This window comes from Collinsella sp. D33t1_170424_A12 (genome assembly GCF_015554865.1).
Taxonomy (GTDB): Bacteria; Actinomycetota; Coriobacteriia; order Coriobacteriales; family Coriobacteriaceae; genus Collinsella.
This window is the reverse complement of sequence record NZ_JADNJJ010000020.1, coordinates 1-8,406: the sequence shown is the minus strand read 5'-3', so window position 1 is coordinate 8,406 and position 8,406 is coordinate 1. Positions and strand designations below refer to the sequence as shown.

9 protein-coding genes are annotated in these 8,406 nt (G+C 60.6%); 8 read left to right on the top strand and 1 reads right to left on the bottom strand.

What is annotated here, in order from left to right; genetic code table 11:
* On the top strand, positions 1-900 hold a 900-nt coding region (locus I2E26_RS01020; protein WP_195419269.1), incomplete at its 5' end, for an RluA family pseudouridine synthase.
* Between the two features lie 128 nt (positions 901-1,028).
* Positions 1,029-2,303: a glycosyltransferase family 2 protein gene (locus tag I2E26_RS01015; RefSeq protein WP_195419268.1), complete on the top strand. Its 1,275-nt coding sequence runs from the start codon at positions 1,029-1,031 to the stop codon at positions 2,301-2,303.
* 113 nt (positions 2,304-2,416) lie between these two features.
* On the opposite strand, the gene I2E26_RS01010 is transcribed toward I2E26_RS01015, so the two are convergent.
* Positions 2,417-2,725, bottom strand: coding sequence for a hypothetical protein (locus I2E26_RS01010; RefSeq protein ID WP_147588350.1), 309 nt, complete (start codon positions 2,723-2,725; stop codon positions 2,417-2,419).
* A 179-nt stretch (positions 2,726-2,904) separates the two neighbouring features.
* Here I2E26_RS01010 and I2E26_RS01005 point away from each other — a divergent pair, with 179 nt between their 5' ends.
* The 6 genes from I2E26_RS01005 to I2E26_RS00980 all read left to right on the top strand — a co-directional run.
* Positions 2,905-4,290 (top strand): hypothetical protein, encoded by a 1,386-nt coding sequence (locus I2E26_RS01005; RefSeq protein ID WP_195419267.1) that lies wholly within the window; start codon positions 2,905-2,907, stop codon positions 4,288-4,290.
* Positions 4,291-4,297: 7 nt separating this feature from the next.
* Positions 4,298-4,807 (top strand): prepilin peptidase, encoded by a 510-nt coding sequence (locus tag I2E26_RS01000; RefSeq protein ID WP_147588348.1) that lies wholly within the window; start codon positions 4,298-4,300, stop codon positions 4,805-4,807.
* 17 nt (positions 4,808-4,824) lie between these two features.
* On the top strand, positions 4,825-6,072 hold the full coding sequence (locus tag I2E26_RS00995; RefSeq protein ID WP_370551413.1) for a deoxyguanosinetriphosphate triphosphohydrolase family protein: 1,248 nt from the start codon (positions 4,825-4,827) through the stop codon (positions 6,070-6,072).
* A 56-nt stretch (positions 6,073-6,128) separates the two neighbouring features.
* Positions 6,129-7,472, top strand: a complete 1,344-nt coding sequence (locus I2E26_RS00990; protein WP_147588347.1) for a replication-associated recombination protein A — start codon at positions 6,129-6,131, stop codon at positions 7,470-7,472.
* Positions 7,473-7,580: 108 nt separating this feature from the next.
* Entirely contained in the window at positions 7,581-8,135 is a 555-nt protein-coding gene (locus tag I2E26_RS00985) for a hypothetical protein (RefSeq protein ID WP_195419266.1), read from the top strand.
* A partial coding sequence (locus tag I2E26_RS00980; protein ID WP_195419265.1) for an ATP-binding protein occupies positions 8,125-8,406 on the top strand: 282 nt, incomplete at its 3' end. The genes I2E26_RS00985 and I2E26_RS00980, both read left to right, overlap by 11 nt.

Genomic DNA, 8,406 nt, shown 5'->3' with positions numbered 1-8,406 from the left:
GCCGGCGCCGTGACGTTGAACGGCGAAGCGTGCCTCTCCAAGAAGTATATCGTCCAGGCCGGCGACAGGATCTCCGCGGAGCTTCCCGAGGAGCGCGAGCCCGGCGATATCGTCGGTGAGCCCATTCCGCTCGACATCCGCTATGAGGACGACCACCTCATCGTACTGTCCAAGCAGCGCGGTCTCGTATGCCATCCCGCTCACGGCCACGATTCCGGTACGCTTGCCAACGCACTCGTCTACCACTGCGGTATCGAGCATCTGGGGACCGTGCAAGGCGAGGATCGTCCGGGCATCGTTCATCGCCTCGACCGTGACACCTCGGGGCTCATGCTTGCAGCCAAGGATGATGACACCCAGCGCGAGCTGCAAAACCTAATCCGCACGCGCACGTTGGATCGTCGCTATATCACCCTGGTCCACGGTCATATCGCCATGGACGAAGGCACCATCAATACCGGCATCGCCCGATCAACGCGCGACCGCGTAAAGATGGCCGTATCTGACGATCCCTTCGCACGCCAGGCCATCACGACGTTTAAGGTGCTCGAACGCTTCGATTCGACGCGTTGGGACGAGGGGTACACGCTTGTCGAGTGCCATCTCTATACGGGGCGAACGCATCAGATTCGCGTGCATATGCGCCATATCAACCACCCGCTCGTGGGCGATCCGCTTTACGGCAAGGGAAGCGACCGTATTAATCTCGATCTCGACCGCCAGTTCCTTCATTCATGGCGCGTCGCCTTCGATCATCCTGTCACCGGTGAGCGCATCGAGTGCCGCGACGAGCTTCCCTGGGACCTCGCTGCCGCGCTCGACGAGTTGTCCGATTGCTCGCTCGGTCGTACGGAGGCGGGCGCCGTCATCATCCCGAAGCTCGGCCTACTCGAGGACTAGGCCTCGTCTCCCTGCTTCGTTGCGGATATGTCCCCCTTTTGCGCATATCGCGGGCGAAGCGATGCGGGTCGTCGCGGCTGCGCTACACTACCTTGAGCATAGTTATCTGTCTGCTCAAGGGATGTTTCGTGGCACCTATCGTTATCTTCAATTTCATACTCGGCGTCCTGTTCACCGTGTGCTTCGCCTACCAGGCCGTGTATCTGCTCATCGGCCTGTTTCGGGGTGAGGTCAAGATTCCGCCCGCGAAGAAGCAGCATCGGTATGCGTTCTTCATCGCCGCCCACAACGAGGAGGCGGTGATCGCCAACCTCGTGCAGTCCATCCGCGACCAGGACTATCCGTCCGAGCTCATCGATATCTTCGTTGTTGCCGACGCCTGCACCGATAACACCGCCCAGGCCGCTCGCGACGCAGGTGCGATCGTGTACGAGCGCAACGACCTCGCCCGTAAGGGAAAGAGCTGGGTGATGGATTACGGTTTCGACCGCATTCTGCGCGAGTACCCCGGCAAGCACGAGGCGTTCTTCATCTTCGATGCCGATAACCTGCTGTCTCGCGATTACGTCTCCATCATGAACGATGCGTTCGACCAAGGCTACCTCGCCTTGACGAGCTATCGCAACTCCAAGAATTTCGGTAGCTCATGGATCTCCGCGGCTTATGCCACCTGGTTTCTCCGCGAGGCGCGCTATCTCAATAACGCCCGCATGATCTGCGGGACCTCGTGCGCGGTCTCCGGTTCGGGCTACCTCATCTCGTCGAAGATCGTCGAGGGAATGCACGGCTGGGATTTCCATACCCTAACCGAGGATATCCAGTTCTCTACGTTCTGCGCCGTGCATGGAATCCAGATCGGTTACGCGCCCGCCGAGTTCTACGATGAGCAGCCGGTTACCATGTCGGCCTCCTGGAAGCAGCGTATGCGCTGGACGAAGGGCTTCTACCAGGTATTCTTCACGTACGGTTCGCACTTGCTGAAGTCGATCTTCCACCATCATCGCTTCGCAGCCTACGACATGCTCATGACCATCGCGCCCGGCATGCTCCTTACTCTGGTTTCGCTATTGGCGAACAGCACGTTCTTGGTCGTGGGCTCGCTGTCCCATGGCTTCCTGGCAACCGACGCCGAGCTTGAGCTGTGCGTCGGATCCCTACTTATCACGCTGCTCTATATGTATTTCACGTTCTTCGTTCTCGGCGTTGTCACGACCGTTACCGAGTACAAGCATATCCATTGCCCGCAAACATGGCGCATCGTCGCCAACCTGTTCACGTTCCCGCTGTTTATGTTCACCTATATTCCGCTTACCGTGGCCGCGCTTTTCCTCAAGGTCGATTGGGTGCCCACCCCGCACGATGTATCGGTGACGCTCGACCAGGTTATCGAGGGAGCTCAGTAGCGACTCCCGCCCGTTTTCGGGCAGAGGCTTGAACGGGATATCGCAATCCGCCCCGGCATCGCATGGAAAGCGCGGTGCCAGGGCGGATTTCTTCAATGGGTTCTGGAGCGGGGCTACATGAAATCGTGAAAATCGAGGTCGTAGTCCTGGTCCCAGTCGTCATGGTCGTAACCGTAGCCGTAGTCGTAGTCGAAATAGGTGTCGTCGGTGGAGAAGCCATCGGTATAGACGTAGCTCGATACTGCAGCATATACGATCATGACCAGCGAGAATACGATGAGAATGATGATGCCCAGCACGCCTGCGGTGAGCGCGTAGGCAAAATTGGATTTCGTCGTCTGGGGAGCGGTTCCAGCCGATGCGCTTTCAACATTCAACGGGTTGGGCGCGGCGATCGGTGCGTTGTCCTTGCCTTGGTCCATACTGGTCTCCTTTCATGTTTGATTCTCGATATTATACGAGGACAATTCTGTTGGAGCCGCCGCATCCTCTTCATTTCGTTGATTGCGGCAACGTCGCGGAATAGGTTGGGTATAACTCCTGGCATCGCTGCACGACGCAACCCGTCGCCGCTTTAGATTCGTAAGAGATGGGGGATATGATGAACGATTATCCTTTGGTGGATATCCCGGTCGCCGCTTCTTCGAGCCATGGCGTTCCGCTCGACTCGCTCGGATACCAAGAGACGTATCGCTCTATCGTTCACGCGCTGGATGGAGACGTGGAATCGCGCCGCCGAGCCGACGAGGCGCTGGTACAACGCGGCGCGCTCTATCATGGCGCGCCCGTTCCCTGGAGCGTGGTTCCCAAGGTGTTTTCTCGCTCGGACGTCTCGTATCTGGCATGGATCGCCGAGATGATGGGCCGTGTCATGGATAAGGTCACCGAGGCGTACGTTGCAGACCCGTTGGTTCGCGCGTTCTTTTCATTCGATCCTCGCGTTGAGGCGGCGTGTAGGGCGCCGGTGCCCTATGAGCGCCCCATACCCATTGCGCGCGTCGACATCTTCCTTGATGAGGAAACAGGAGATTTCCAGTTCTGCGAGCTGAATACCGATGGTTCTGCCGGCATGCTCGCCACATCCGAGATCACGCGGGTCAACCTGGAAACGGAAGCAGGGCGCCTGTTCGCCCGCGACCATGCGGTGTCCGTGTTCGACATCTACGGAGCGTGTGCCGATGCCATCATGGATGCGTATCGGAGCGCCGGCGGATCGGCCGAGCACCCCGTTGTCGCCGCCATTGATTATCGTGAAAGCGTGAACGCCCCGGAGATCGCGCGGTTCGTCGATGTCTTCTCCCAGCTTGGCGCGAGCCTGCGCTTTGCAGATATCCGCGACTTGGCGTACGAGGACGGCGTTCTGCACGATGCCGTCGGCCCCATCGACTGCGTGTGGCGACGTCTCGTTATTTCCGATCTGGATAGTCGGCCGTCCCCAGGTGTCGATGCCTTCCTTGCCTGTGCGAACGAGGGACGCGTCCCCATGGTTGGCGCATTTCGAACGTGGCCCTGTGCGACCAAGACGGTCTTCGCCCTCTTTCACGACGAGCTTGCCGAGCGGATCCTCGATGCAGATGAGCTTGCGTTCGTTCGCGCGCACGTACCGGCAACCTATATGTTGGATGCGCAGAGCGACCTGTCCCGTTTCGCTGAAAGGGAGCGTTGGATCGCGAAGCCTCGAGACGGCTTCAACGGCAAGGGCGTTCAGGCAGGTTCGGAGTGCACCGATGCCGAATGGGTGGACGTGCTGCAGGAGATGACGCGCAGCGGCGGCACCGTGCAGGCCTACGCGCCCCAGTTCTACACCATGAATGCCGACGGCAGCGTTGCTGACGGCGTCAAGCGCGAGGAGCCTCACTCCAATATGGAAGGACTCTACCTGTTCAACGGTCGCTTCGCCGGCGTGTTCACGCGTTGCGGCACCACCGCGGTGATCGGCGCGCTTACGGGTCGTTTGAACATGGGCTGTCTCGTGGTGGACGAATAGGTGGACCATGGACGATTGGGTCCTGACTCTCTTCGGCGCGCTGTACGCGGTCGCGGCCGCGATCGGGGCGGTGGTCGATGTTCGCACGCGCAGCTTGCCGAACGGCCTCGCGTTCGTTCTCGCGGCGTTCTCGTTCGCCTATGCCGGCCGGCTCGGCGGAGCGTCTATGCTGGCGGGACGTATCGGCACCGCGCTGCTGGTAAGCGCGTTCCTCGTGTGCTTCGAGTTGCTTTGGAGGCGCTCGCATGGTGCAGCGGGCTTGGGTATGGGGGACGTCAAGGCGTTGTTCTCGCTGCTCGTGCTCGATCCCGGGCTGGCGCTCTTATCATTTTCCGTCGGTCTGCTCGCCCTGGCTGTCGCGGCTTCGTTTCGCGGGGTATCGTCCCTGCCGTTCTTGCCGTTTTTGTTCGGGGCGTTCGCCGTCGCCTCCCTTCTGTCGTATGGAGGCGGGGCGTCTGAACAGGTGGGCGATGTCGGTGCGCTGTGCGATGATACATGCAAGGTCCAGATGAATTGAAGGAGATGGGGCGAATCATGATGGCGATGGACGATCGCGATAACCTTCGGGCCCGGTTGGAGCGCATGCCCGATCACCTTTCCGATGAGTTGGTCAGGCGTATCGAGCGCGATCGCGCCCGGGGGCATCGTAACCCATATCGTGCTCCCGATGACGGCGCTTGCCGTCGATATGACCGGCCTTCAGATCGCAGCAGCATGTGGCGCCCCGCATATGTGCGCGATGTCGAGAAGATCATGCATCTTCCTGCGTATAACCGCTATGCGGGCAAAACCCAGGTGTTCAGTTTTCGCAGCAACGATGATCTGTCGCGTCGCGGCCTTCACGTGCAGCTGGTGGCCCGTATCGCACGCGATATCGGCCGCGCCCTCGATTTAAATTGCGACCTCATCGAGGCGATCGGGCTCGGGCACGACCTTGGTCACACGCCGTTCGGCCATGCAGGCGAACGCTATCTCAACGAGGCCTATCGGAAGCGGACGGGGCGCTTCTTTTTCCACAACGTACACTCCGTTCGCGTCATGGACGTCCTGTACGGCCGCAACGTGTCCCTGCAGACCCTCGATGGCGCCTTGACCCATAACGGGGAGTACGAGCAGCGCGTATTCGATCTGTCGGGGCTGCGCGATTTCGACGAGTTCGACCGCACGGTCGAGCTCTGCTCGGTGCAGGGCGGGCGGGCGATCGGCCATCTCAAGCCCATGACGCTCGAGGGCTGCGTGGTTCGCATCGCCGATATCATCGCCTATGTGGGCCGCGATCGGCAGGATGCGATCGAGGCCGGTCTGCTTGACGAAGATGCCTTCGAAGATGGGATGGGCGGTCGCTACAACACGTGGATCTTATCGCGCGCGTCCGTGGACATCATCGAGAACAGCTATGGTAAAAACCGTATCGAGATGAGCGAGCCGATGTTCGAGGAGCTTCGCCGTGCCAAGGCGGAAAACTATGCAAAGATCTATCGGTCGGGCGGCATAGAAGGCGAGTGCGCCGAGGTGCTCTCTGGTGCGTTCGAGCAGATGTACGATACGTTTTACGATGACCTGCGGCGGGGGAACGAGGATAGCTTCATCTTCCGCCATCATATCGCCCGCATCTCCCGCTCTCTGGCTCATTATGGTGCGAGCTACGACTGGCAATCCGATCTACACCAGACGGTGGTCGACTATATCGCCAGCATGACCGATGGATACTTCGCCGAGCTCGCGACCAAGCTTCTGCCCGATGTCGATTTACCGCGGCGCACGTACATCAATGAGCGCTAGCATGCGATCGTCATCGGCCTTCGTCCGCTTCGACGCCTTCGGCTAGAATGGGTTTCATGGATACGTTATTTTCTCAACAAGAGCGCGCTACGCAGCTCAGGAACGCCCCTCTTGCGGTGCGCATGCGTCCGGCCACGCTCGACGATTACGTCGGCCAGCAAAAGGCGGTAGGACCTGGTTCTTGGCTGCGTTCCGCCATCGAGCACGACGTGTTGTCGAGCGTTATCTTATACGGTCCGGCCGGCACGGGTAAGACCACGCTCGCGCATATCATCGCCGCTACTACTAAAAGCGAGTTCGTCGAGGTGTCTGCCGTGACGGGTACGGTTAAGGACCTTCGTCGCGAGATCGATGAGGCGAAGCGCCGATTGCTGATGTACGACCGCCGCACCATCTTGTTCATAGACGAGATCCACCGTTTCTCGCGCTCCCAGCAAGACGCCCTTCTCCATGCCGTCGAGAACCGTACGATCGTCATGATCGGCGCAACGACGGAGAATCCGTATTTCGAGGTGAACTCCGCCCTGCTTTCGCGCGGGCGCGTCGTGGAGCTCGAGCACCTATCCAACGAAGATGTCGAGCGGCTGGTCCGCCGTGCGTTGAGCGCCCCGCAGGGCCTGGCGGATCGGTTCGCCGCCGGCGACGACGTCGTATCCGCCATCTGCACGCTGGCAGCGGGCGATGCGCGTTCGGCGCTCACAACGCTCGAGCTTGCCAGCGAGATCGCCGTCACGCGACCGCTGAAGGGGGAGCGCTTCGTCATCACCATGGAGGATGTGCGCGTCGCCAACCCCCGTCGCGGCCTTTCCTATGATAAGTCCGGCGACATGCATTACGACGTTATCTCAGCCTTCATCAAGTCGATGCGCGGCAGCGATCCCGATGCCGCCGTCTATTGGCTCGCCCGCATGATCGATGCGGGGGAGGACCCCAAGTTCATTGCCCGGCGCATCATGATCCAGGCTTCGGAGGATATCGGCAACGCCGATCCGCAGGCGTTTCTTATCGCCGAGGCAGCGTTCAAGGCGGCGGAGGTCATCGGATATCCCGAGTGTCGCATCAATCTCGCCCAAGCTGCGATCTACAACGCGCTCGCACCGAAATCCAATGCCTGCGAGTCCGCGATCGATGCCGCTCTCTCCGACGTCCGCTCGAGCGGGCTTCGCGAGGTGCCCGCTCATCTGCGCGATCGCCATCGACCGGGTTCCGAGGAGTACGGCCCCTACCTCTATCCCCATGATTACCCCGAGGGGTGGGTCGAGCAGCGCTATCTGCCCGAAGGTCTCGAACGCGGCGCCTTCTGGAAGCCCGCCGGCCGCGGATGGGAAGAGTGGCGCTATGAGCAGACCTCGCGTGATAGGACCGGTCGCGCGCCGCGCGCGAATGGCGCCGATTCGTAGGCCCGTCCTCGTTGGATAGACGGGCACGGCATGGGGTACCATGAATCGTAACCGTCTCGCGTCCGCGGGCGCCGCGGTCGCATCTATTGTGGAACGTATGGAGGCAAGATGGATTTCATGCAGGTTGTGCTCATCGTCTTGGTGCTCGTCGGCATCTGGGCGGTTGCGGAAATCGCCATGACGGTGCGTCGGGCGCGCCAGAGCGTCGACACGTTGGATAAAACGGTTGGCGAGGTGAACGACGCCATCGCCGAGGCCCGTCCGGTTATCTCGAAGCTCGACGGCGTCCTCGACGACCTCGGTCCCGCCCTGTCTCAGGTCGAGCCGCTCCTCAGGCAGGCCAATGTGGCCGTCGAGGCCCTCTCTGCCGACCTCATCGAGGTCAACGGCGTCTTGCGCGATGTTTCATCTGTTACCGGAACGGTGTCTACCGCTTCCGGCGCCGTGAGCGGTATCGCCGACGCCGCCTCCGAAAAGGTGCAGAAGTTCTTCGCTAAAAAGGTTCGTCATACCGATTTCCCCGGTCGCGCCCTGGTTCCTTCGGAGGACGAGGCGTCTGAGCCCGCCGGTACGATCGAGGTCGAGGATGACGTCTTCGACGCCTCTTCGGCTCATTACTTCACCTACGATGCCGCTCAGGGAGATGATTGCGATGAGTGCTAACGAGCCCGTTATTCTTACCGTTGCGGCCGATCCCCATCTGGCCCGCCTGGTGCGCATGACCGCTTCGAATGTGGCCATGCTGTCCTCGATGTCCGTCGACCGCGTGGAGGATATCCGCATGGTTGCCGAGGAGGCGTTCGTGTACGCGTGCTCCTCCTATCCCGGCTCCGCTTTCGATATCGTGTTCGAGTACGACAGCTCGCATGTTTCCATGACGTTCGATTTGGGCGAGGCGGCCTTCGCCGCGCCAACCGCAGACGATCCCACCGCC